This window comes from Rhodococcus sp. p52, assembly GCF_000763325.2.
GTDB lineage: Bacteria > Actinomycetota > Actinomycetes > Mycobacteriales > Mycobacteriaceae > Rhodococcus > Rhodococcus pyridinivorans.
Genome location: NZ_CP016819.1, coordinates 4052071 through 4073841 on the forward strand (window position 1 = coordinate 4052071; position 21771 = coordinate 4073841).

Sequence of the window (21771 nt, forward strand, 5' to 3'; positions counted from 1 at the left end):
ACTGCCTGGAATTCTAGTGTCCTCCAGCGCATCCGTCAGGTGCCGTAGGTCACCACCTGGCGGAGGGCCGTGGTCGCACTCGACGACGAACTCGTCGCCTAACGGTCGAGGGCTCCTTGCACCGCCGCTTTCACCAGGCAGGTGTGCAATGTCAACGACAGTGCGGCCAGTTCGCGCACCATCTCCTCGGCGCGCTGCCGTGCCCCGGCGTCGCGGCCCTTCGCGATCGGGCCGGCGATCTGAGCGACGAGCGCGGCCTCGCGGTCGGCGGCGAGCTTGAACGCCCGCAGGTGCCGAACCTCGAGGCCGAACTCCGCCATCGCCTTCGCCGTGCGGGCGAGCAGCACCGCGTCCTCGTCGAAGAAACCGGCCGGGCCCGGCTTGAGCAGGCCCGCCCCCACCAGCTCGGTGAGGAAGGCCGCGTCGATCCCGGCACGGGTGCACAGATCCTCGCGGCTCACCCGGATCTCGCGATCGGTGCGCAGATCCTCCGGCGAGACCTCGCCGCGGGCCACCGCCAGCGGACGCGGCCGGGTGATCCGGGTCTCGACCGATCCCACCGTGGCGGCGCCGCGGTCGATCGCCTCGAGCTGCTCCTTGATCACCTTGAGCGGAAGGTACTGATCGCGCTGCGCGGTGAGCACGTACCGCAGACGCTCGCAATCGGCGATCGAGAAGCGGCGGTAGCCCGAGGGTGTGCGTTCCGGGCTGATCAGTCCCTCGGCCTCGAGGAACCGGATCTTCGAGATCGTCACGTCCGGAAATTCCGGACGCAGGCGGTCGAGCACCGACCCGATCGACATTCCGGCCGGCGCCGGCTGGCGGGCCGCGGTCATCAGCTACCTGCGCCCTGGTTACCTCGCGGACCGGTCAGGAACACCAGCCGGAACTTGCCGATCTGCACCTCGTCGCCGTTCGCGAGAACGGCGGAGTCGACCGGCTCGCGGTTGACGTAGGTGCCGTTGAGGCTTCCCACGTCGACGACCTGGAATTCGCCCTCGTCCTGGCGGAACTCGGCGTGCCGACGGCTGACGGTCACGTCGTCGAGGAAGATGTCGCTGTCGGGATGCCGACCCGCCGAGGTGGTGGGCTGGTCGAGCAGGAAGCGCGATCCTGCATTGGGCCCCCGCTTGACGACCAGCAGCGCCGATCCGGCGGGCAGGCCCTCGACACCCGAGACGGGCGCTTCGGTGGTGGCCGAACCCGCGCCCTCCACTTCGTTCAGGAAGTCGGCGCGAAATACCGAAGTGGTCTCTGCAGGAGTCTCCTCGTAACCCGCGTTGCCGTTCTCGCTCACCGTTTCTCCTTATCCGTTCGACCACCCGGGTGATCCCGGACGGTCGCTGATTCGTTCGCCCCGTTCAGGTCCGACACGGCACACGTCATATCCGACCGTACCCCGCTCGGGGGTACTGACGCAGACAGTCGCGGTCACGTTACCTGTCGGGTCCGTCAGCCTTCCGTGATCCCGCGGTAACCTTCCGCGTCGAGCGTCTCCGCGAGCGCCTCGTCGAGGTCGTTCTCGTTGCCCATCTCCACGTCGACGAGCCAGCCGTCCTCGTACGGGCTGCTGTTCACCAGTTCGGGATTCGCGTCGAGTTCCATGTTGACGGCGGTCACCTTCGCGGTCAGCGGCGCGAACACGTCCGACACGCTCTTGGTGGACTCGACCTCTCCGAAGGACTCGCCGGCGGCGATCTCGGCGCCCGCCTCGGGCAGCTGCACGAAGACCACGTCGCCGAGTTGGGACTGTGCGTAGTCGGTGATCCCGATGCGCACGGTCGTCGCGCCCGTCCTGCGCACCCACTCGTGCTCGGGGGTGTACCGCAGATCCTCGGGTGTCGCGAAATCGGTCAAGACTGGTCCTTTCGGAGACGACGTTCGACCGGAACGTCGGATTCAGTTACCGGGCTGAGAGTATTGGCGTGGCTCGATCTCCCGCAAGGCGGACACCTCCACCTGCGGAGACTGTTCTACGGACAATGATCCGCCCGCACGGGCGACCGTGTCGACCACTCCGCCGGGAATGTTCAGCGCGGCGGCGAGAGTCGGTCCGTCGCCGATGGCGGTGACGGTGTACGGAGCATCGAGTCGGCGGTCGTCGACGACGATGTCGCCGCCCGGTCCGGTGACCCACGAATCGACCCCGATGCGCACGGTCTCACCGTTCGCCCCGGCGATCTGCATCGTGTCGGCACCCGCCGCGCGCAGCTCCTGGATCATGTCGAGCAGCACCTCCGATCCGACACCCTCGCGCGGATCGTCGACGGTGAGAACCACTCCGGGCCCGGTGGCGGGTTCGGTGCCGAGTTGCGCCGACAGCGTGTACAGGCGCGTGCGGGCTTCCTCGAGTGCCGCTTCCGAGCCTTCCTGTTCGAGACTCGAGAGGGTGCGCTCGAGTTCGGTGATCTCCTGGCGGAGAGCGGCTTCGCGGCGATTGAGGTTGTCGAGCAGCACGAGCAGGTCCGCAGGGCGCGCCGAGTCGAGGTCGTCGCCGGTATCGGTCGTACGCACCTGGGTGGCGATGCCGGCGCCGAGCAGGACGACGAGAATCGCCGCGAGGACGAGGAAGACGCGTTGCGATCGGGTGGCGCGCGCAGTGCCGGTTTCGGGCGTTGCGCCGGTGTCGGGTGCGGGGCGGGGTTGTTGCGGTTCGGTCACGGTCAGGCCCCGAACAGGCGACGACGTAGGGCTGCAGCGTTTCCGAAGATGCGGATGCCGAGGACGACGATGACCGCGGTCGACAACTGGGTGCCCACGCCGAGCTGGTCGCCGAGCCACACGATCAGGGCGGCGACGAGGACGTTGAAGACGAAGGACACCACGAACACCTTCGCGTCGAAGATGTCGTCGAGATAGGCGCGCAGACCGCCGAAGACCGTGTCGAGCGCGGCGACCACCGCGATGGGCAGGTAGGGCTGCACGACATCGGGTACCTGTGGGCTGAACACGATTCCGGCGCCGATCCCGATCGCCAGTGCGAGCACCGCGTAGAGCGCGTGACCGTGTTCGAGTCGCTTCACCTGTACCCCGTTTCTCCACTGCTGCCGAGTTTCCGGACCGTGGCGGCCGGAAACTCGAGATCGTCCTCCTCTGCGAGGGTGAATCCCACCCCGTAGAGCTGCTGTATCCCCGCGATGCGCAGGTAGGCGTCGCTGACGACGAAGGTCGTCTGCAGTCGGGAGGGAGATCCCACCGCCGAGACCGTGTACGGGGAGAATACGGGCCGGTTGTCGACGAGCATCGCTCCCCCGGCCTGCCGGATGGTCACCCCGGGACCCACCCGCACGCCCCCGACCTCTACGGCCTCCGCACCGGCCGCCCACAGCGCGTTGACGACCGACTGCAGGTCGCGGTCGAGGACGAGCGCGGTGGGTCGGTCCTCGATTCGCGCCGCATCCGACAGGTTCGGTCGCGCGGTGGGTTCGGTGAGGGTGACCGTGATCCCCGGACCGCGCACCGGTGTTGCCGCGGCTGCGGCCTCGGCGTCGCGGAGTCGGTCGAGGATGGTCGCGCCGTCGCCTCCGTCGGAGAACAGGGCGGTGCGTCGTTCGTCGACCGCGGCACCGAGTTCGTCCCGCTGGGCAGTGAGCGCGGCGATGCGTTCGTCCCCTGCCCGAAGGGAGTCGAGGATCTCGGCGCGGGTGCTGTCGGTGCCGGCCTGCACGTCGGCGTTCTGCGCGTACGCGACGCCGATCACGAGGCCGGCGAGGAGAACTCCGACGCCGAGCCACGCGCGCGACGCGCGCGGAGAGGTGCTCGAGCGCCCTGCCGCCCGGTCCGCGGCGGACGCGGCGTAGCCGGGGTCGAGATGATCCTCGAGGAGCGACTTCAGGAGCGAGGGCACCGGATTGCGCCGGATGCGTTCCCATGCGCGGCTCATCGGATCACCGCCCGGCCGGCACGATCCGTGCCGTCACGACGGCCTGCCCGAGGTACAGCAGGCCGGTCCACACGTACAGCACGGTCCCCCAGATCAGGGCAGCCCAGCCGAGCGGGCCGGTGATCGGCTCCGAGGCGGGCACTGCGACGGCCCCGAGCATCAGCGGCAGTGCGCACATGAGCAGGAAGGTGGCGCCCTTGCCGAGGTACAGCACGTCCGGCGGGGGCAGTTCCCGGCGCCGGTAGACGGCCAGCGTCGGGGCCAGGACGAGTTCGCGGCCGACGAGGATCACCGCGATCCACCAGGGCACGATGTCGCGCGCCACGAGGGCGACGAGGGTGGCCACGATGTAGAGGCGGTCGACGGCGGGATCGAGAAGGGCGCCGAGTCGGGAGGTCTGGTCGAGCAACCGGGCGAGTTTGCCGTCGGCCCAGTCGGTGATGCTGCTCGCGGCCAGCAGGATCAGCGCCCAGACATCGGCGTGGGCGACGAGGACGAGATAGAGGAAGACGGGCACACCCAGCAGTCGGACGAAGCTGAGGACGTTCGGCACGGTGAGGATGCGGTCCGATCCGCGCGCGTCGGCGGTTCCGGTCGCATCGGTCATGGTGGGCCGCTCCGTGTTCTCGTGAGGTCGTTCTCGTGGTGCCCCGCCGGAGTTCCGTTCGGGCACGGAGTCCAGCCTTCCACAGCCGCGCGACCGGAGATTCCGGGGTGTCAACGCCAGGCGAAGACCGGCTGCTCGAGACCGTCGATGCGCGTGGCCCGCCGGCGCAGCACGACCTCGCGGAACTGGTAGACCACCGCGGCGGTCGGTGCGTGCACGAGGTGACCGCGGAAGGGCCACTGGATCACCGGCTTGTCGGATTCGGGGATGGTGACGAAGCGCGGATCGACGTCGAGTTCGTCGGTGGTGACGGCGAAGAGCACGTCGACCTCGTCGGGGCTGGGCTTCAGATCGGTCACGGCGGTGTCCGACCACACGACGAACGGCGACATGACGTAACCGGAGCGCGTGATGTAGTCGTCGAGCCGGCCGAGCACGGCCTCGGGGCCGAGGTCGAGTCCGAGTTCCTCGTGCAACTCGCGCAAGGCGGCCTCCTCGGCCTGCTCCCCCTCGTCCAGACGCCCGCCCGGCAACGCGAACTGGCCGGGATGCGCCCGCAGACGGGTCGGTCGCCGCGTGAGGGGCATGACGGGGTTACCGTTCCCGTCGTCGAGCACCGCCACGACGACGGCTGCGTGCCGGCGGCCGTCGAGCGGCAGTCGGCGCGAATCGAACGCGTCCAGCGCGTCGCGGACGTTGTCTCTGTCGAGAGGATGAGCAGCGGGCATGGGTCGACAGTAGTTCGTCACAACTGCCCCGGCGGCTAGGCGCATGCCCTGGCCGGTGTCGGTGACACCGGCCTTGAGGGGGAGAGTTCTGGTTATTTATGGTTTCCGTGCAGTCCGGATTATCTGCATGGGGTGGGAGTTCTCCGAACACGGATCCCCACCCGCGGTCATAGTGGGAGCCGACGGAAAGGAGCTCGATGAACGACGTGCCCGCCGGCCTCGACCTCGATGCGCTCGATGCCTATCTGCAGACCTCCGCCCCCCACCTGTTCTCCGGTCCCCTCCGCGCGCGCCTGATCAGCGGTGGGCGCTCGAATCTCACCTACGAGGTGACCGACGGTGACCGGCGGCTGGTGCTGCGCCGTCCCCCACTCGGACACGTCCTCGCGACGGCACACGACATGGCTCGCGAGTACCGCGTCATCTCCGCGCTCGCCGGCACCGCGGTACCGGTCCCCCGCTCGTACCTGCTGTGCGAGGACGATTCGGTGCTCGGTGCGCCCTTCTATCTCATGGATCTGGTCGTGGGGACGCCCTATCGCACCGCGGAGGAACTCGAACCGCTCGGCGCCGAGCGCACGCGCGTGATCTCCGAGCGGATGGTCGACACCCTGGCCGCCCTGCACGCGGTGGACCCGTCCGCCGTGGGACTCGAGGATTTCGGCCGCCCCCAGGGCTTCCTCGAGCGGCAGGTGCGGCGCTGGACCACCCAGCTCGAGAACTCGCACAGCCGGGACCTCGACGGCGCCGACGAGCTTCACCGGCTGCTCGTCGACAATCTGCCGGGCGACGGCGAGGTGGGCATCGTGCACGGCGACTACCGGCTCGACAACGTCCTCGTCGACGACGACGACAAGGTGGTCGCGGTGCTGGACTGGGAGATGGCCACGATCGGCGATCCCCTCACCGATGTGGCGTTGCTGCTGGTCTACCAGCGGCTGGCGCGGGAGAACACGGAATTCCCCGTCTCGACGGTGTCCCGCGCTCCGGGCTTCCTCGGCGACGACGAACTGCTCGCGCGGTACGAGGCCGCCGGTGGACGCGACCTGTCGGACATGGCGTTCCACCTCGCCCTGGCCTACTACAAGCTCGCGGTGATCCTCGAGGGCATCTACTTCCGGTTCCGTCAGGGCAAGACGGTCGGCGACGGGTTCGAGGAACTCGGCCGCGGCGTCGAGCCGCTGTTGCACGCCGGTATCCATGCGCTGACGAGTCGGAAGAGTTGATCTCGCGACCGTTGTCGTAGTCGCTCGGTACGCTCCGCTCATGCCGCATCCGGTGATGTTCGACGAGGCGGATCCCCTGCTAGCTCGTGTGCGCTCGCTCGCGCTGGCCCTGCCCGGCGCCTCCGAGAAGATCTCGCACGGCCGTCCGTTCTTCTCCACCAGGACGGCCTTCGCGGTCTACGGAGGCGGCGAGAAGGGCACCCGCGCACCGTTTCCCCGCTCCCTCATCGTCAAGCCCGACGAGGAGGAGCGCCGCGCGCTGCTCGAGGAACCCCACACCTATGTGCCGATGTATTTCGGGCCGTCCGGGTGGGTCGGGTACGACCTCGCCCGTCCGGAGGTGGACTGGGACGAGGTCGCCGAACTGCTCGACATGTCCTATCGGCAGACCGCGCCACCGAAACTGGTGCGCGAGCTCGACGCCCGCCTCGGCTGACGGGCGCCGAGCGGCGCGGGTTCAGCCCTGCTGGTCGCCGATGCTGACCATCCACGACACGCCGAAGCGGTCGGTGCACATGCCGAACAGATCGCCCCAGGGGGCACGTTCGAGCGGCATGTCGACGCGACCGCTGTCGCTCAGCGCGTCCCACCAACCCCGGAGCACGCTCTCGTCGTCCCCGCTGAGCGACAGCGAGAAGTTCGTGCCGGGCGTGTAGTCCATGCCGTTCGGGGTGTCCGAGGCCATGAGCACGAAGCCGCGGTCGGTGGTGAGCATCGAGTGCATCACCTTGTCGTCCTCGCTCGGATCCTGCGAGGCGTTCATGTCCGCGAATCTGCTCACCGTCAGTTCGCCGCCGAACACCGACCTGTAGAACTCCATGGCCTCGCGCGCGGAATCGCGGAATGCGAGATAGGGATTGAATCGTGTGGTCATCGTGGTCCTTTCGCGGGTGCCGCAGGGCACGGATGGTGCCGCACGAAGAATGACCGTCTGCCGACGCATTTCTCATCGTGGACGGTGCGCACCGGATCCGGGAGCGTTCGGCGCGATCCGTGTCAGGAGACCGCCACTGTGGCGCGGGCATACTCGGGTCGGTCGACCAGATCGGCCAGCACGCGCCCGACCGCACGTCGCGGGACCGCCCACGACGAGACGTCGCCGTCGGACACCGTTGCCTCGGCGTCGTCGCCCTTCGGGCAATCTCCGATCGCGTACCCGACGATGCTCCGGACCGAGCGAATGGCAGCATGTCTGCGCACTACGGCTGCGCCGATCACGACGATCGCTGAGCGGGTGGGGTGGGGCGATCCGAACTTCGCTGCCCGTCAGTTTCGCCGTAGCGTGGGCGTCACTCCTAGTGGCTGTCGGGCGTTGAGCCGCGCGAAGGCTCCGCAGGTGACCGGGCAAAGCTCTCGTATCTGGCATTGAGGGTTGCCGCCCGGTCGCGGAGGGCCGCACGCAGCGACTCGGGTGCGAGGACTTCGGCGGCGGTGTCGAGCTGCCAGATCGCCCAGACAGCGTGCCGCAGGTCCTCGAAGGTCACGTCGAGACGCACCCAGCCGTCTTCCTCCGGTTCCTCGGCGCGGACAGCTCGCGCGGTGTTCAGCAACTCCTCACGTCGCGTGGGTTCGACCCTGACCAGCACAGGGATGTGGTTCTTCGACAAGAACTGGGCGCTGCGCTCGGCCCAGATGCGGTCGAGGTCAACCTGCGCGGGACGCTCGGCCAGTTCCGGAAGCTCCTCGGCGGTCACCATGCGCGAGAGCCGGTACGTCCGATCCTCTCCCGACTTGGTGGCCAGCAGGTAGGTGCGGCCGCGAACGGTGACCAGACCGATCGGATCGACGGCGTGCCAGCGGGGTGCCTTGTCCGGTGCGGTGTACTGGAAGCGAAGCTTGTGCTCGGTGAGCACGGCATGGCGGACTACGCCCATCACGCCACTCGCCACGTCCTCGGTGACCAGCCGTCGTGAGAGCAGGTCGGTGTCGGGCTCGACCAGGAACCGCCGGGCCGCATCGTCCAGGCTGGTGCGGTGGCCTTCGGGCAGCGCATCGACCACCTTGCGCATCGCGGAAGCGAGCGCGGTGCCGAGGCCGAAGACCTTCTCGCCGCGGCCCGACCCGGCGGTCAGCAGCGCGAGGGCTTCGTCATGGTTCAGTCCGGTCAGCTCCGTGCGGAAGCCGGGAAGCAGGGAAACCCCGCCGTGTCGCCCGCGATCGGCGTAGACCGGGACGCCGGCAGTGGACAGCGCCTCGATGTCGCGCAGCACCGTGCGGGCGGAGACCTCCAGCTCGCCGGCGAGCTCGTCCGCGGTCATCCGACCCCGCTGGCGCAGCAGCAGCACCAGTGAGACCAACCGATCGGCTCGCATAGTTTCATTCCTATCAAAAATCATGACACAAGATGTCGCGTTTTGTTGGGAGGCTGAGTTTGCGGGCGTTGAGGACGGCGGCCACCCGGCCGCCGGGCGCTCGCAGTCGCAACGATTGGAGTGGCAATGGAACGAACAGCGGTCAACCCGGTGACATGGTCGCAGGAGATGGGATTCAACCAGGGCGAGGTCGTCGCAGGGCACACCCGGACCCTCTACATCTCGGGGCAGACCGCGATGAGCAAGGACGGCCGGCCCGAGCACGACGGGGACATCGCGGCCCAGCTCGCGCTGGCCGTGGACAACCTCGAAGCCGTGCTCGCCGAGGCCGGCATGTCCCTAACAGACCTCGTCAGGCTCAACGTGTACACCACCGACGTGGACGCGCTGTTCCCGCACTACGGCGTGCTCGCCGGGCGGCTCGGCGCCGCGGGCGTCGCGCCCACAACCACGATGCTCGGGGTGACGCGGCTGGCGATCCCCGGTCAGATGATCGAACTCGAAGGAACCGCTGTCGCGTAACGCGGCCTTGCCACTCCTGCTGCTCGTGCCGGTCTCGCCGGCGCGAGCAGCAGGAAGATGGGGAGCATACGATGCTCACGATCATGACGATCGGGGTCTATGGCTGCGATATCGGCGCCTTCTTGGAGGGGCTGCGGGAAGCGAACGTCCGCCTGTTGCTGGAGTGCGCCGGCGCCGGGGTGTCCAGGGACCCGAGTACGCCTGGACCAACTCGCTCAGGCTCCAGGCCGCCCTCGCCCAGGTGAAAATCGACTACCGGCAGGCCAACGCCCTTCTCAGCAGATCGTCTCGCGGTGCCGCGAAGTCCAAGGCACCGCGAGCCCGGCAGGGGCGCAGGCTGTGACCGCCGATCGACCGCTTCGCTGCGGCTCTGGTCCCCTTATCCACAGGAAGCCGCCGAGCCAACGTCGCGCACCGCACCGCACCGACGCGGCTGCTCGGCCGGCCGGGGGACCAGGCAAAAACGCCCCCGGGACATGACGAAGCCCAGGCGAGAAACTTACTCTCACCTGGGCGTTTACGTCGGGCTGACAGGATTTGAACCTGCGACCACTTGACCCCCAGTCAAGTGCGCTACCAAGCTGCGCCACAGCCCGTCCGCGCTCTCTCCGAGCGCTCTCAGAGATTACAACAGGAACGGACCGAAACACTAATCGGCTGGTCAGCGCGTTTTCACGACCGGACGTCGGGAGCTCACTTGCGGCGGTCGCGCTTCTCCCGCACGCGCACCGAGATCCGCACGGGACTGCCGTCGAAGTTGAACTCCTCCCGCAGGCGACGCTCGAGGAAGCGGCGGTAGCCGGCCTCGAGGAAGCCCGTGGTGAACAGCACGAAGGTCGGCGGCCGCGTGGCCGCCTGGGTGGCGAACAACACCCGGGGCAGGCGACCGCCGCGCATCGGCGGCGGAGTCGCGGCCACGACCTCCTTGAGCCACGAGTTCAGGCGTCCGGTCGAGATGCGCTTGTCCCACGACTCGAGGGCCGTCTCCATGGCCGGGACGAGCTTCTGCACGGCGCGACCGGTCTTGGCGGAGATGTTCACCCGCGATGCCCACGGCACCCGCAACAGGTCGCGGTCGATCTCGCGGCCGAGTTCGTAGCGGCGATCCTCGTCGACGAGATCCCACTTGTTGAACGCGATCACCAGGGCGCGCCCGGACTCGACGACCATCGTGATGACCCGCTGATCTTGCTCGGTGATGGGCTGCGAGGCGTCGATGAGCAGCACCGCCACCTCGGCCGCGTCGATCGCACCCCGCGTGCGCAGGGAGGCGTAGAACTCGGCGCCGGACGCACTGTTGACGCGCTTGCGCAGACCGGCGGTGTCGACGAAGCGCCACGGCTTGCCGCCGAGCTCGACGATCGAGTCCACCGGGTCGACGGTGGTGCCGGCGATGTCGTGCACCACCGACCGTTCGTCGCCGGCGAGCTTGTTGAGCAGGCTCGACTTGCCGACGTTCGGCTTGCCCACCAGCGCGACGCGGCGAGGCCCTTCCCCACCGGTACCCTCGCGGGGCGTGGCCGGCAGCTTGGCGAGCAGCTCGTCGAGCAGATCACCGGTGCCGCGACCGTGGGTGGCCGATACCGAATAGGGCTGGCCGAGTCCGAGAGACCACAGTGTCGCGGCTTCGGATTCGACACGGTCGTCGTCTACCTTGTTCGCCACGAGCAGCACCGGAGTCTTCGACCGACGCAGCACCTTCGCGACGGCCTCGTCCACGCTGGTGGCGCCCACGGTGGCATCGACGACGACGAGGATCGCGTCGGCGGTGCGCATCGCGACCTCCGCCTGGCGGGCCACGGACTGCTGCATGCCCTTCGCGTCGGGTTCCCATCCGCCGGTGTCCTGCACCATGAACCGGCGGCCGTTCCACGACGCCTCGTACGAGACGCGGTCGCGGGTGACGCCCGGGACGTCCTCGACGACGGCTTCCCGTCGGCCGATGATGCGGTTGACCAGGGTGGATTTGCCGACGTTCGGTCGGCCGACCACGGCGACGGTCGGGACCGGGACGAACTCCTCGAGGTCGCCGCCCTCGGCGAATTCGATGTCCCAGTCGCCTTCTTCCGACCACGTGCCGTCGCCGTCGAACCCGGTGTAGTCGGTACTCAGGTCGTCGCTCACAGCTTCGCTCCAGTCTGCTCGGTGACCACCGCGAGCAGCGCGGCGATCACCTCGTCGATGTTCATGTCGCTGGTGTCCACGACGACCGCGTCGTCCGCCGCACGCAGCGGGGACACCGCGCGGGTGGAGTCGAGGTGGTCGCGGCGCTGCACCGCGGCGAGGACCGCCTCGTAGTCGTCGCCGCGACCCTCGGCGATGTTCTGGTTGTTGCGCCGGTGCGCGCGGGCCTCCGCCGAAGCGGTGAGGAAGATCTTCACGTCCGCGTCGGGGAAGACGACGGTGCCGATGTCGCGTCCTTCGATCACGACGCGGTGCTCGGCGCGGCCGAGCCGCTGCTGGGCCTCGACGAGCAGGGTGCGCACCTCGGGCACGGCGGAGACCGCGGAGACCGCGGCCGTGACCTCGGCACCGCGGATGACCTCGCGCACGTCGTCCCCGTCGAGGCGGATGTCCTCGACGGTGGGGTCGGTGCCGATCGACCACGGCAGGCCGGCGGTGACCGCGGCGATCGCGGCCGGATCGGTCAGATCGGCGCCGCGGCGCAGGGCGTGCAGCGTCGCGATGCGGTACATCGCGCCGGTGTCGAGATAGGCGGCACCGAGATGCTGCGCGAGACGCTTGGAGACGGTGGACTTGCCCGTGCCGGACGGCCCGTCCATCGCGACGACCAACGCGTCGGCCGGTGCGCCGGTCACAGCTTCACCGCCTGGTACAGGCCCCCGACCTCGTTGCGGCCGAGGACACGGAGGGTGCCGGGACGCTGGTCGCCGAGCGCCACGGGACCGATGTTGGTGCGCACGAGCCGGATCACGGGGAACCCGACCGCGTCGAGTAGACGTCGCACGATGTGCTTGCGCCCCTCGTGCAGCACGAGCCGCACGAGCGACTGGCCCTCGTGGACCTCGAGCAGCGAGAACTCGTCGACGGAGGCGGGGCCGTCCTCGAGTTCGATGCCTGCCTTGAGCTGCTTGCCGACACCACGGGCGAGCACACCCTTGACGGTCGCCAGGTAGGTCTTGGGCACCTCGAAGGACGGGTGCATCAGCCGATGGGCCAGTTCGCCGTCGTTGGTGAGCAGCAGCAGCCCTTCGGTGTCGGCGTCGAGACGACCGACGTGGAACAGGCGCTGCCCGGCGGCGACGCGTTCGGAGACGATGTCGCCGACGCACGGACGGCCGAGATCATCGGACATCGTGGACTGCCAGCCGCGGGGCTTGTTCAGCACGAGGTGCACGAGATCCTTGTTGATGACGACGCGGACGCCGTCGACCCGGATCACGGCGTTCTCCGGGTCCACGCGCAGGCCCTGCTCGACGACGATGTTGCCGTCGACCTCGACGCGACCCGCGGCGATGAGTTCCTCGGCGGCGCGGCGCGAGGCGACGCCGGCCTGGGCGAGCACCTTCTGCAGCCGCACGCCTTCACCGGCGGGCAGCTGGGCGGGGCCGGCCTCGCGATGCTGGTGCCGCGCGGGACGGGCGTTGCTCACGGTCGGAACGACGCGCTGCGCGACGCGCTTGGCGGCAGGCTTGGAGGGCTTACCGGTCGAGGTGCCCTTGCGGTGCGGTTTGCGACCGGCGGCCGACTGTGCCGGTTTGCGACCTCCGGCCGACTGTGCCGGATTGCGGCCCCCGGCCGACTGGCCGGGAGTGGCCCGGCGATCGGAGCGGGGTGAGTCGGTGCGCTCCCCCGAACGGGGAGCCCCTGCGCGCCCCGAGCGGGGAGCTTCGGTGCGTCCTCCGGAACGCGGTGCTTCCGCGCGTCCCGAGCGGGATCCCCCGGTGTTGCGCGTGTTCGCGCTACGAGGATTGTCTCTTCTACGGTCCGGTGTGCCATCACGGCGAGCGGGTGTATTCACTTGGTTCCTGTCAGTTCTCTGGATCGAACTCCGCGGGCGAGAGAGTCTCGGGACGCGCGTTCCTACCCATTCTCTCAAATCGTGGGTCCGACTCGAGACTGTCGGCGATGTCGTCGATCACATCGACATCGGGCAGAAGCGGCGCAACGGGCGGCAGATCCTGCAGAGATGCCAGGCCGAGGCGTTCGAGGAACAGCTCCGTGGTGACGTAGAGCGTGCCGCCGGTCTCCGGATCGGTGCCCGCCTCGGCGATCAGATCCCGCGCGAGCAGGGTGCGCATCACCCCGTCGACGTTGACGCCACGCACGGCACGGACACGGCTGCGCGTGACCGGTTGCCGGTAGGCGATCACGGCGAGCGTCTCGAGTGCGGCGCGGGTGAGCTTGGTGCGCGCGCCACCCTGCAGCAGCTTCTCGACGTAGGGCGCGAAATCGCGGCGCGTGTAGAAGCGCCAGCCGTCGCCCGCGAACCGCAGGTCGATGCCGGATCCGCGCGCGGTGAGGTCCTGTGCGAGACGCCGCAGTGCGGCCTCGGCGTGGTCGGCGGTGACCCCGATGGCGGTCGCGAGCTGCTCTGTCGGCGCGGGGGTGTCGACGACGAGCAACAGTGCCTCGAGTGCCGCAGTGAGTTCGTCGGCGGCGATCTCGAGAAGTTCACCGTCCCACGCGCGTTCCGGCGCAGCAGCGTCTTCGTCACGTTCCCGCGCGGTGTGGTCCGCGCTCCCCGGCGCAGCGTCACTCTCGGGCGCAGCGTCACTCTCGGGCGCAGCGTCGTCCGCGTGCTCCCGCGCGACGGTGTCGTCCGCGTGCTCCCGCGCAACGGTGTCGTCGTTCACCCGTAGTCCTCCTCGAAATCGATGGCCTCCCCGTCGGTCTCCCCTGTCCACGCGACCTGCAGATGTCCGAGTGGGTCGGGTTGTTCGAAGGTGACGGCACGTTCGCGGTAGAGCTCGAGCAGCGCGAGGAACCGGGCGACGACGAGCAGTCCGAGATCGCAGTCGGCGACGAGTTCGTCGAATCCGACCCAGACGCCGGCGCCGCGGGCGCGCAGCAGGCCGAGGATGTGGGCGGCCTGTTCGGGAACCGACACCTTCGGGGTGTGCAGGTGGTCGAGGCCGACGGTCGGTGGTGGTTTCGGCCGGAACGCCGCGGCCGCGATCTCGGCGAAGCGGTGCGCGTCGACACCGAGCACGACCTCCGGTACGAGATTCTCGTAGCACTCCTCGAGCGACACCGCGCGCGGATAGCGGCGCAGGGCGGCGGCCTCGAGGGCGGCGAACTGTTCGGCGATCTGCTTGTAGGCCCGGTACTGCAGTAGACGCGCGAACAGCAGGTCGCGGGCCTCGAGCAGGGCGAGATCCTCGGGGTCGTCGACCTCGCCGGCGGGCAGCAGCCGGGCGGCTTTGAGGTCGAGCAGGGTCGCGGCGACGACCAGGAACTCGGTGGTCTGGTCGAGGCCGAGTTCGGGACCGAGTTTGCGGGTGTAGGCGATGAAGTCGTCGGTGACCTCGTGGAGGGCCACCTCGGTGACGTCGAGGCGACGCTGCGAGATGAGGGTGAGCAGCAGGTCGAACGGGCCTTCGAAGTTGCGCAGGCGCACATGGAAGCCCGAGGTGGTCTCCTCGACCTGCGAGCCGGCCGGTTCGGGGGGTTCCTCGAGGACCACCGCGTCGACCTCCACATCGGGTGCCGTGCCGGTCTCCGCCGAGTCCTGGACGGGAGCGTGCACGGGGCTCAGCGACCGCTCCGGTGGATCACTTCCCGCGCGAGGGCGCGGTACGACTCGGCGCCGGCGGAGGTGGGCGCCCAGCGGGTGATGGGTTCGCCGGCGACGCTGGTCTCCGGGAACTTGACGGTGCGGTTGATGACGGCGTCGTAGACGAGATCGCCGAAGACCTCCACGACCCGCGACATCACCTCACGTCCGTGCAGGGTGCGCTGGTCGAACATGGTGACGAGGATGCCGGCGACGGTCAGCTTCGGGTTGAGCCGGTCGCGGACCTTGGCGACGGTGTCGTTGAGCAGTGCCAGGCCGCGCAGGCTGAAGAACTCGCATTCCATGGGGATGAGCACCGAGTCGGCGCAGGCGAGCGCGTTGACGGTGAGCAGCCCCAGCGACGGCTGGCAGTCGACGAGGATGTAGTCGTAGCGGTCGAGCATCGGGTACAGGGCGCGGCCCAGGGCCTGTTCGCGGCCGACCTCGGAGACGAGCTGGATCTCGGCCGCCGACAGGTCGATGTTGCTCGGCAGCAGGTCGAGGCCCTCGACGTGGGTGCGCACGAGCACGTCGTCGGTGGACACCCGCGGTTCGACGAGCAGGTTGTGCACGGTGAGATCGAGATCGTGGTGGGCGACACCGAGTCCGGCGGACAGTGCGCCCTGCGGATCGAGGTCGACGAGCAGGACGCGGCGCCCGTACTCGGCGAGGGACGCCCCGAGGTTGATGGTCGAGGTGGTCTTGCCGACCCCGCCCTTCTGGTTGCACATCGCGATGATGCGGGCCGGTCCGTGGGTGGACAACGGCACCGGTTCCGGGACGGGACGGCGGGGCCGGCCGGTCGGTCCGAGATCGGGCTCGGCGGCGGTTCCGGAGGTCGTGGTCGGCTCGGTGGTGGACGTTCTGTCGGTGTCCTCGCGGCCGTGTGCGTCGACCGGGACGGTGTGCGACCGGAGGTGCTCCGGCTCCATGTACGTGGCGGGTGGCCGAGGTGTGCCCACGTTCGGTACTCCCCCTGTCTTGCGACCCAGATGTTCTCTCCTCGACCCGCCGGGTGGCCCGGCGGCTCGTCCCCAGAACGCTACCGCTTCGGCGGCAGGATCACCGCACGGACACGCGTCCCCTGGGGAGTCGGTCATCGTGCCCGCGGATGCGCCTGCGCCCATACTTCGCGGAGGGCACCGGCGGTGACCAGGGTGTATATCTGCGTGGTCGTCACAGAAGCATGCCCCAGTAACTCCTGTACCACGCGTACGTCAGCGCCACCGTCGAGCAGGTGCGTCGCGAAGGAGTGCCGCAGCGTGTGTGGGGACACCCCGACGTCGACTCCGGCGCGCTCGGCGGCGGTCTGCAGCACCTTCCACGCGCTCTGCCGCGACAGGCGGCCGCCGCGCGCGTTGAGGAAGACCGCGGCGGTGCGGCCGGTTGTCAGGGCGGGTCGTCCCCGCACGAGATAGGCGTCGAGCGCGCCGAGCGCCGGGCGTCCGACCGGGACGAGTCGCTGTTTGCCGCCCTTGCCGCGCAGCAGCACGGAGCGTGATTCGGTGTGGATGTCGTCGACGTCGAGCCCGACGGCCTCGGAGATGCGGGCGCCGGTGGAGTACAGCAGTTCGAGCAGGGCGCGGTCGCGCATGCTGCGGGGTCCGTCGGCGTCGCGGCCGGCGGCGTCGAGGATCGCGGTGACCTGGTCGACGGTCAGCGCCTTGGGCAGGCGACGCCCGGGCGCCGGGGGTTTGACGGTGCGGGCGACGTCGACCGGGGTCTGTCCTTCGGCGGCGGCGAAGCGGTGCAGGCCGCGCACGGCGATCAGGGCGCGGGCGGCCGAGCTCGCTGCCAGCGCCGGGCGGTTGCGTTCCGGGTCTCCGCGGCGCAGGCTCGCGGCGAAGTCGCTGATGTGGTGTTCGTGCACGTCGGCGAGGTCACCGATGTGGATGTCGGTGAGGTGTTCGACGTAGCGCAGCAGGTCGCGGCGGTAGGAGGCGAGGGTGTTCGTCGCGACCCCCCGTTCGACGGTCAGGTGCGCGAGATAGGCGTCGAGTTGCCCGGTGAGTGTCGGGGACGGCTGCGGAGCGACCTGCGTGGCGGGACGCTCCTCACCGGGCAGCACTGCTCACCCCTCCGCGCGCGTGCGGGCGAAGGTGGTGGGCCGGTCCGGCCACGGCGCGTCCGGTGCGCGGGTCGCGGTGCCCGTCGCGCGGGCGGTTGCGAACGCGAGGAGACCGGACACCGCGGTGGCGTTGACGATCTCCCCGCGCAGCACCATCGCCACGGCCTCGTCCACCGGGACGCGGCGGACCTCGAGATCGGCCTCCTCGTGCTCGGGTTCGGGCCGGTCGACCTCGCTCAGGCCGCGGGCGGCGAAGACGCGCACGGCTTCGTCGGTGAATCCGGGTGAGAGCGCGAGGTCGACGAGGAGTTCCCAGTCGGCGGCGGCCAGGCCGGTCTCCTCGGCGAGTTCGCGGCGGGCGGTGTCGAGGGGGTCCTCGCCGGGTGCGTCGAGCAGCCCGGCGGGCAGTTCCCACAGTCGCCGGCCGAGCGGGTGCCGGTACTGGTGCACGAGCACCACCCGGTCCTTCTCGTCGACGGCCACCACCGCGACCGCACCGTGGTGTTCGACCACTTCGCGTTCGGCGGTGTGCCCGTCGGGCATCGCCACGTTGTCGACGCGCAGCGACACGATGGCGCCCGTGTAGATCCGCCGGCTGTCCAGGGTGCGGAAGTCGTGTCGCTGCGCCATGTCGACTACTCGGCGTCGCCGGCGGTGGACGTCGACGCGGTCGAGCCGACCGATTCCTCGGAGGTGCTGCTCTCGCCGTGGATGTCGACCGGGAGTCGCTCAGCCGCCTTGTACTGCAGTGCCGCGGCAACGAGGCCGGAAAACAGCGGGTGCGGGCGGGTGGGCCGGCTCTTGAGTTCCGGGTGCGCCTGGGTGGCGACGAAGAACGGATGCTGCTCGGCCGGGTACTCGACGAACTCGACGAGTCGCCCGTCCGGGGAGGTGCCGGAGAACACCAGACCGGACTTGGCGATCTTGTCGCGGTAGGCGTTGTTGACCTCGTAGCGGTGCCGGTGCCGTTCGGAGACCTGCTCGCTGCCGTAGGCCCTGGCCACGACCGATCCCTTCTTCAGCGCGGCCGGGTAGGCACCGAGACGCATGGTGCCGCCGAGATCGGCCTCACCGGCGACCGCCTGTTCCTGGTCCGCCATCGTGGAGATGACCGGGGCGGTGGTGTCGGGATCGAACTCGGTGGACGAGGCGTCCTCGATGCCGACCGACCGGGCGGCCTCGATGACGACGCACTGCAGGCCCAGGCACAGGCCGAGCAGCGGGATCCGGCGGGTGCGGGCGAACCGGATGGCGCCGAGCTTGCCCTCGATACCGCGGATGCCGAAGCCGCCGGGGATCAGGACGGCGTCGACGTCGCCGAGGTGCTTCTCGGCACCGGCCTCGGTCTCGCACTCGTCGGAGGCGACCCAGCGGATCTTGACCTTCGCGCGGTGCGCGAAACCGCCGGCGCGCAGCGCCTCGGTGACCGACAGGTAGGCGTCGGGCAGGTCGATGTACTTGCCGACGAGCGCGACCTCGACGGTCTCGCGGGGGTTGTGGACCCGCTCGAGCAGGTTGCCCCACACGGTCCAGTCGACGTCCCGGAAGGGCAGGCCGAGCTGGCGCACGACGTAGGCGTCGAGTCCCTCGCTGTGCAGCACCTTCGGGATGTCGTAGATGCTCGGCGCGTCGGGGCAGGAGATGCAGCCGGCGACGTCGACGTCGCACATCAGCGAGATCTTCGCCTTGAGCGAGGCCGGCACGTCGCGGTCGCAGCGCAGTACGAGCGCGTCGGGCTGGATACCGATGTTGCGCAGCGCGGCCACCGAGTGCTGGGTGGGCTTGGTCTTCAGCTCACCGGACGGCCCGAGATAGGGCACGAGCGAGACGTGCAGGAAGAAGCAGTTGTCGCGGCCGACCTCGTGGCGCACCTGGCGGGCGGCCTCGAGGAAGGGCTGCGACTCGATGTCGCCGACGGTGCCGCCGATCTCGGTGATCACCACGTCGGGGGTCTGGCCCTCGGAGTCGGGTGCGGCCATCGCGAGGATGCGGCGCTTGATCTCGTCGGTGATGTGCGGGATGACCTGCACGGTGTCGCCGAGATATTCGCCGCGGCGTTCCTTGGCGATGACCGTGGAGTACACCTGCCCGGTGGTGACGTTCGCGTCGGCGGACAGGTCGCGGTCGAGGAAGCGCTCGTAGTGGCCCACGTCGAGGTCGGTCTCGGCGCCGTCCTCGGTGACGAAGACCTCACCGTGCTGGAACGGATTCATCGTGCCGGGGTCGACATTGAGGTACGGGTCGAGCTTCTGCATCGTCACGCGCATGCCGCGTGCGGTGAGCAGAGTGCCCAGGCTCGACGCTGTGAGCCCCTTGCCGAGAGAGGACGCGACGCCCCCGCTGACGAAGATGTGCTTGGTAGGGGTACGCGAGTGGCGTGACTGTGGCAAAGAAGCTCCCGTGACGTCAGGTGCAGGACTTTTGGACTGATGCGATACAGCTGGGGCCTGCCGACCCACGGAACTTCACGGTAACACCTCCGTGGGCGGGCGCGTACCCGACTCGCGATTGCCGACCCTCGGTGCAATCGACGTCACAGGCGGCGACGCTCAGCGGGCCGGGGAGCCGACTGTGACGGCGGTGGCGCTCGGCCCCGTCCCGTACCGGCCGGTGCCCCCGTCGTACTGCTCGCGCAGCGCCAGAACCGTCGTCAGGCGCCCCGATTCGCGGTCGAGATTGTCGACCGTGGACAGGCCCGCGGCGAGCGCGGCGTCGGCCCGCACGACGGCGATCGGTCCGTTGCCCTCCGCTGCCCCCGTGCGGCCGGCGAGCACCGCGCCGGCGCCGCGGCCGTCGACGACCCCGGCGAAGCGCGCGATGAGCGACCCGCGATTGCCGGCGCGTTCGGCGTTGCCGCTGTGGTCGCCGGTGACAACGAGGGCGCTCTGGGCCGGTTCGACCTGACCGTCCTCGTAGGTGACGAAACCGCCGCTGCGCAGCGTGGTCAGGGCGAGGGCGCGTTCCTCGGGGGTGCTGCGCGGTTGCCCGGTGCCCGGGTCGACGAGCAGCACCGCGCCGAGCAGATCCCCGGCGAGGCTGCCCGGGTCGACGGCGCCGGTCTGCAGTTCCACGCCGGCGGGCACGACGTTGGTGACGGTTGTGCGGAGCTGGTCGGTGCCGGAGGCGTCGACGAACGAATCGGTCAGCGCGATCCGGGCGGTGACCCGGCCGCCGGCATCACCGACGGACCGCACGACGGCGTCGACGTCCTCGGGTGCGGCGTCCGGGGTGGTCACGAGAAGGACGGTGCGGTCGAGGAGTTCGTCGCGCACGATCCGCGGGCCGACGGTCGAGTCGAACCCGTCGGCGGCGAGCAGTTGTGCCTCGAGCCGGCTGCCGTGGTCCTCGGCCTCCTGGATCTCGCGGCGCAGCTCGGCCTTGTCGTCGCGCAAACCGGAGACGACGCTGTCGGCCAGCAATCCGGAGCCGAGCACGATCCCGACCGCCAGGCCGAGGAACACCGCCACCAGGGAAACGACGTGATGGCGCATCGAGATCACGCGCGCAGACCCCGAATCCACTCGACGGCGGAGTCCCACCACTGCCGGGCGAGTTCGACGACGTCGGCACCGAGATTGGACACGGCGAGTGCGGCGATCACGGCGATGAGGGCCGCGAAGACGAGCAGGGCGATCACGCCGCCCGAGACGCGGCTGCGGTAGAGGGTGGCCACCGCCTTCGCATCGACGAGTTTCGGCCCGACCTTCAGACGGGTCATCACCGCCGACGGATTGGTGTCGCGACGGCCGTGGTCGAAGAACTCGTCGAGCGAGACAGTGCTGCCGACGGTCACCACCAGCGCCGCACCGTGATGCTCGACGAGCAGCAGCGCCAGGTCGGTGGGGGTGCCGACGGCGGGGAAGGTCATCGCGCCGATGCCGAGATCCTGTATCCGCTCGAGACCCGGGGCGTGGCCGTCCGGGTCGGCGGGCAGCACCACTTCGGCGCCCGATTTGAGGGTGGAAGTGCCGATCTCGTCGGGGTCGCCGACGATGAGGTCGGGGCGATAGCCCGCCTTGGAGAGGGCGTCCGCGCCGGGGCCGACGCCCACCAGGATCGGTGAGTACTCCTTGATGAACGGCTTGAGATCCTTGAGGTCCTGCACATGCCCGGGGCCGTCGGAGACGACGACGACGTGCCGGTCGCGCAGGTCCAGGTCGATGTCGGGGATGCCGACGCCGTCGATGAGCAGCGGGCTCTCCGAGCGGATGAACTCGATGGTGTTGCCCGAGAACGCCTCGAGGTGATCGACGAGCCCGGTTCGCGCCTCGATCATGCGGTCGGAGATCTCGATGTCGGTCTGCTCGTCGCCCTCGATGAGCAGCTTCTCCCCCGCGTACACGCCACCCTCGTGCACCCGGACCTTCGCGCCGTCCTTGATCTTCTTGAAGACCTCGGTGCCGACGTTGTCGACGAGCACGATGTCGTGCGCGACGATCACTTCGGGACCGAGATTCGGGTACCGGCCCGAGATCGACGGGGACGCGTTGATCACCGCGGTGACGCCCGCCTCGACGAGCGCGTCGGCGGTGACACGATCGAGGTCGATGGCGTCGAGGACGACCACGTCGCCGGGACCGATCCGGCGCAGCAGCTTCGCGGTGTTCCTGTCGACCCGGGCAATGCCACTCACTCCGGGCAGCGTTTCGTTGTTACGGGACAGCAGCGCCGGCATCTTCATGCAAGAG

Annotated in this window: 26 protein-coding genes and 1 tRNA gene; 4 read left to right on the forward strand and 23 right to left on the reverse strand. The window is 69.5% G+C overall.

Going from position 1 to position 21771, the window contains the following annotated elements:
• Positions 1–98: 98 nt before the first annotated feature.
• The 8 genes from ftsR to IM25_RS18710 form a co-directional block, all read right to left on the reverse strand.
• Positions 99–836 (reverse strand): transcriptional regulator FtsR, encoded by a 738-nt coding sequence (gene ftsR, locus IM25_RS18675; RefSeq protein WP_006552747.1) that lies wholly within the window; start codon positions 834–836, stop codon positions 99–101.
• Positions 836–1297, reverse strand: a complete 462-nt coding sequence (gene garA, locus IM25_RS18680; RefSeq protein WP_006552746.1) for a glycogen accumulation regulator GarA — start codon at positions 1295–1297, stop codon at positions 836–838. Before garA ends, ftsR begins: the two co-directional genes overlap by 1 nt.
• Before the next feature lie 155 nt (positions 1298–1452).
• Positions 1453–1857: a glycine cleavage system protein GcvH gene (gene gcvH / locus IM25_RS18685; protein ID WP_033098312.1), complete on the reverse strand. Its 405-nt coding sequence runs from the start codon at positions 1855–1857 to the stop codon at positions 1453–1455.
• Between the two features lie 42 nt (positions 1858–1899).
• Complete coding sequence (locus tag IM25_RS18690; protein WP_006552744.1) at positions 1900–2661, reverse strand: DUF881 domain-containing protein; 762 nt, start codon at positions 2659–2661, stop codon at positions 1900–1902.
• 2 nt (positions 2662–2663) lie between these two features.
• Entirely contained in the window at positions 2664–3023 is a 360-nt protein-coding gene (locus IM25_RS18695) for a small basic family protein (protein ID WP_006552743.1), read from the reverse strand.
• Positions 3020–3883 (reverse strand): DUF881 domain-containing protein, encoded by an 864-nt coding sequence (locus tag IM25_RS18700; protein ID WP_033098313.1) that lies wholly within the window; start codon positions 3881–3883, stop codon positions 3020–3022. The genes IM25_RS18695 and IM25_RS18700 overlap by 4 nt, the downstream gene beginning before the upstream one ends.
• A gap of 4 nt (positions 3884–3887) precedes the next feature.
• Positions 3888–4490, reverse strand: a complete 603-nt coding sequence (locus tag IM25_RS18705) for a CDP-alcohol phosphatidyltransferase family protein (protein WP_006552741.1) — start codon at positions 4488–4490, stop codon at positions 3888–3890.
• Positions 4491–4600: 110 nt separating this feature from the next.
• On the reverse strand, positions 4601–5218 hold the full coding sequence (locus IM25_RS18710) for an NUDIX hydrolase (RefSeq protein WP_033098314.1): 618 nt from the start codon (positions 5216–5218) through the stop codon (positions 4601–4603).
• A gap of 197 nt (positions 5219–5415) precedes the next feature.
• Between IM25_RS18710 and IM25_RS18715 the strand changes: the two genes are divergently transcribed.
• Together IM25_RS18715 and IM25_RS18720 are read left to right on the forward strand one after the other, a co-directional pair.
• A complete protein-coding gene (locus IM25_RS18715) occupies positions 5416–6444 on the forward strand; it encodes a phosphotransferase family protein (protein ID WP_033098315.1) in 1029 nt (342 codons plus the stop codon).
• A gap of 40 nt (positions 6445–6484) precedes the next feature.
• A complete protein-coding gene (locus IM25_RS18720) occupies positions 6485–6880 on the forward strand; it encodes an MmcQ/YjbR family DNA-binding protein (protein ID WP_024101105.1) in 396 nt (131 codons plus the stop codon).
• A gap of 21 nt (positions 6881–6901) precedes the next feature.
• Here IM25_RS18720 and IM25_RS18725 read toward each other — a convergent pair whose 3' ends face one another.
• On the reverse strand, positions 6902–7318 hold the full coding sequence (locus IM25_RS18725; protein ID WP_033098316.1) for a VOC family protein: 417 nt from the start codon (positions 7316–7318) through the stop codon (positions 6902–6904).
• A 122-nt stretch (positions 7319–7440) separates the two neighbouring features.
• Entirely contained in the window at positions 7441–7644 is a 204-nt protein-coding gene (locus IM25_RS26505) for a hypothetical protein (RefSeq protein ID WP_198162591.1), read from the reverse strand.
• Between IM25_RS26505 and IM25_RS27670 the strand changes: the two genes are divergently transcribed.
• Positions 7625–7813, forward strand: coding sequence for a hypothetical protein (locus IM25_RS27670; RefSeq protein WP_350247647.1), 189 nt, complete (start codon positions 7625–7627; stop codon positions 7811–7813). The two genes, IM25_RS26505 and IM25_RS27670, sit on opposite strands and share 20 nt — an antisense overlap.
• On the opposite strand, the gene IM25_RS18735 is transcribed toward IM25_RS27670, so the two are convergent.
• Entirely contained in the window at positions 7740–8756 is a 1017-nt protein-coding gene (locus IM25_RS18735; RefSeq protein WP_065996249.1) for a helix-turn-helix transcriptional regulator, read from the reverse strand. The genes IM25_RS27670 and IM25_RS18735 overlap by 74 nt on opposite strands.
• 126 nt (positions 8757–8882) lie before the next feature.
• On the opposite strand from IM25_RS18735, the gene IM25_RS18740 reads away from it, so the two are divergent.
• The gene (locus IM25_RS18740) at positions 8883–9278 is read left to right on the forward strand and encodes a RidA family protein (RefSeq protein ID WP_006552734.1); all 396 of its coding nucleotides are present in this window, start codon (positions 8883–8885) and stop codon (positions 9276–9278) included.
• 522 nt (positions 9279–9800) lie between these two features.
• Here the strand turns inward: IM25_RS18740 and IM25_RS18745 are convergent.
• From IM25_RS18745 to steA, 12 genes are all read right to left on the reverse strand, one after another.
• Positions 9801–9874: transfer RNA gene (locus tag IM25_RS18745), tRNA-Pro, on the reverse strand.
• Between the two features lie 97 nt (positions 9875–9971).
• On the reverse strand, positions 9972–11402 hold the full coding sequence (der, locus tag IM25_RS18750) for a ribosome biogenesis GTPase Der (protein WP_019289613.1): 1431 nt from the start codon (positions 11400–11402) through the stop codon (positions 9972–9974).
• Positions 11399–12061 carry a (d)CMP kinase gene (gene cmk / locus IM25_RS18755; RefSeq protein ID WP_033098330.1) on the reverse strand — a complete coding sequence of 221 codons (663 nt, stop codon included), beginning with the start codon at positions 12059–12061 and terminating at the stop codon, positions 11399–11401. Before cmk ends, der begins: the two co-directional genes overlap by 4 nt.
• Positions 12062–12093: 32 nt before the next feature.
• Positions 12094–13260 carry a pseudouridine synthase gene (locus IM25_RS18760; protein ID WP_197481882.1) on the reverse strand — a complete coding sequence of 389 codons (1167 nt, stop codon included), beginning with the start codon at positions 13258–13260 and terminating at the stop codon, positions 12094–12096.
• Positions 13261–13270: 10 nt separating this feature from the next.
• On the reverse strand, positions 13271–13903 hold the full coding sequence (scpB, locus tag IM25_RS18765) for an SMC-Scp complex subunit ScpB (RefSeq protein WP_052040140.1): 633 nt from the start codon (positions 13901–13903) through the stop codon (positions 13271–13273).
• Positions 13904–14091: 188 nt separating this feature from the next.
• A complete protein-coding gene (locus IM25_RS18770) occupies positions 14092–14988 on the reverse strand; it encodes a segregation/condensation protein A (protein ID WP_033098319.1) in 897 nt (298 codons plus the stop codon).
• A gap of 5 nt (positions 14989–14993) precedes the next feature.
• Positions 14994–15977, reverse strand: coding sequence for a ParA family protein (locus IM25_RS18775; protein WP_372473929.1), 984 nt, complete (start codon positions 15975–15977; stop codon positions 14994–14996).
• Positions 15978–16111: 134 nt separating this feature from the next.
• Positions 16112–17083, reverse strand: a complete 972-nt coding sequence (gene xerD, locus IM25_RS18780) for a site-specific tyrosine recombinase XerD (RefSeq protein WP_052040137.1) — start codon at positions 17081–17083, stop codon at positions 16112–16114.
• Between the two features lie 3 nt (positions 17084–17086).
• Entirely contained in the window at positions 17087–17713 is a 627-nt protein-coding gene (locus IM25_RS18785; protein WP_019289619.1) for an NUDIX domain-containing protein, read from the reverse strand.
• 5 nt (positions 17714–17718) lie between these two features.
• Complete coding sequence (locus tag IM25_RS18790) at positions 17719–19473, reverse strand: CTP synthase (protein ID WP_082921086.1); 1755 nt, start codon at positions 19471–19473, stop codon at positions 17719–17721.
• A 159-nt stretch (positions 19474–19632) separates the two neighbouring features.
• Positions 19633–20583: a copper transporter gene (locus IM25_RS18795; protein ID WP_019289621.1), complete on the reverse strand. Its 951-nt coding sequence runs from the start codon at positions 20581–20583 to the stop codon at positions 19633–19635.
• Positions 20580–21764 (reverse strand): putative cytokinetic ring protein SteA, encoded by a 1185-nt coding sequence (gene steA, locus IM25_RS18800; RefSeq protein WP_006552723.1) that lies wholly within the window; start codon positions 21762–21764, stop codon positions 20580–20582. Before steA ends, IM25_RS18795 begins: the two co-directional genes overlap by 4 nt.
• Positions 21765–21771: the final 7 nt, after the last annotated feature.

Bases quoted from the DNA above. Each gene is read 5' to 3' on its own strand.
- cmk (WP_033098330.1), bottom strand. From the start codon at position 12,061: ATGGACGGGCCGTCCGGCACGGGCAAGTCCACCGTCTCCAAGCGTCTC.
- IM25_RS18700 (WP_033098313.1), bottom strand. From the start codon at position 3,883: ATGAGCCGCGCATGGGAACGCATCCGGCGCAATCCGGTGCCCTCGCTC.
- ftsR (WP_006552747.1), bottom strand. From the start codon at position 836: ATGACCGCGGCCCGCCAGCCGGCGCCGGCCGGAATGTCGATCGGGTCG.
- IM25_RS18735 (WP_065996249.1), bottom strand. From the start codon at position 8,756: ATGCGAGCCGATCGGTTGGTCTCACTGGTGCTGCTGCTGCGCCAGCGG.
- IM25_RS18705 (WP_006552741.1), bottom strand. From the start codon at position 4,490: ATGACCGATGCGACCGGAACCGCCGACGCGCGCGGATCGGACCGCATC.
- IM25_RS18785 (WP_019289619.1), bottom strand. From the start codon at position 17,713: ATGGCGCAGCGACACGACTTCCGCACCCTGGACAGCCGGCGGATCTAC.
- IM25_RS18710 (WP_033098314.1), bottom strand. From the start codon at position 5,218: ATGCCCGCTGCTCATCCTCTCGACAGAGACAACGTCCGCGACGCGCTG.
- IM25_RS18740 (WP_006552734.1), top strand. From the start codon at position 8,883: ATGGAACGAACAGCGGTCAACCCGGTGACATGGTCGCAGGAGATGGGA.
- IM25_RS27670 (WP_350247647.1), top strand. From the start codon at position 7,625: ATGGCAGCATGTCTGCGCACTACGGCTGCGCCGATCACGACGATCGCT.
- IM25_RS18720 (WP_024101105.1), top strand. From the start codon at position 6,485: ATGCCGCATCCGGTGATGTTCGACGAGGCGGATCCCCTGCTAGCTCGT.
- steA (WP_006552723.1), bottom strand. From the start codon at position 21,764: ATGAAGATGCCGGCGCTGCTGTCCCGTAACAACGAAACGCTGCCCGGA.
- IM25_RS18725 (WP_033098316.1), bottom strand. From the start codon at position 7,318: ATGACCACACGATTCAATCCCTATCTCGCATTCCGCGATTCCGCGCGC.
- IM25_RS18715 (WP_033098315.1), top strand. From the start codon at position 5,416: ATGAACGACGTGCCCGCCGGCCTCGACCTCGATGCGCTCGATGCCTAT.